The sequence below is a fragment of the Streptomyces sp. DT190 genome (assembly GCF_049846985.1).
GTDB lineage: Bacteria > Actinomycetota > Actinomycetes > Streptomycetales > Streptomycetaceae > Streptomyces.
Genome location: NZ_JBNCNM010000076.1, coordinates 1 through 542 on the forward strand (window position 1 = coordinate 1; position 542 = coordinate 542).

The following is a 542-nucleotide window of genomic DNA, read 5'->3' on the forward strand; positions in this document are numbered from 1 at the left end:
GCCTCCAACCGGTTGCAGGCCGTCTACGGCGCCAGCGGCAAGGCCTGGCAGGCCGCCACCCTCGACGTCGACGAACACCTGGACCCGCACGGCCGCGTGATGGAGATCCTCTCCGAACACACCTGCCAGGGCTGGCTGGAGGGCTACCTCCTGACCGGGCGGCACGGGCTGTTCTCCTGCTACGAGGCGTTCGTGCACATCGTCGACTCCATGGTCAACCAGCACATCAAGTGGCTGCGCACCTCCCGGCGCCTGCCCTGGCGCGCCCCCATCGCCTCCCTGAACTACCTGCTCACCTCGCACGTGTGGCGCCAGGACCACAACGGCTTCTCCCACCAGGACCCCGGCTTCGTCGACCACGTCCTCAACAAGAGCCCCGAGGTCGTGCGCGTCTACCTGCCGCCGGACGCCAACACCCTGCTGTCGGTCGCGGACCACGCCCTGCGCAGCCGCGACTACGTCAACGTGATCGTGGCCGGCAAGCAGCCCTGCTTCGACTGGCTGACCATGGACGAGGCCAAGGTCCACTGCGCCCGCGGCGC

Annotated in this window: 1 pseudogene; it reads left to right on the top strand. The window is 69.0% G+C overall.

The features are described 5' to 3' along the window. A pseudogene (locus tag ACPXCS_RS39670) lies at window positions 1-542 on the top strand (phosphoketolase); the annotation flags it as partial.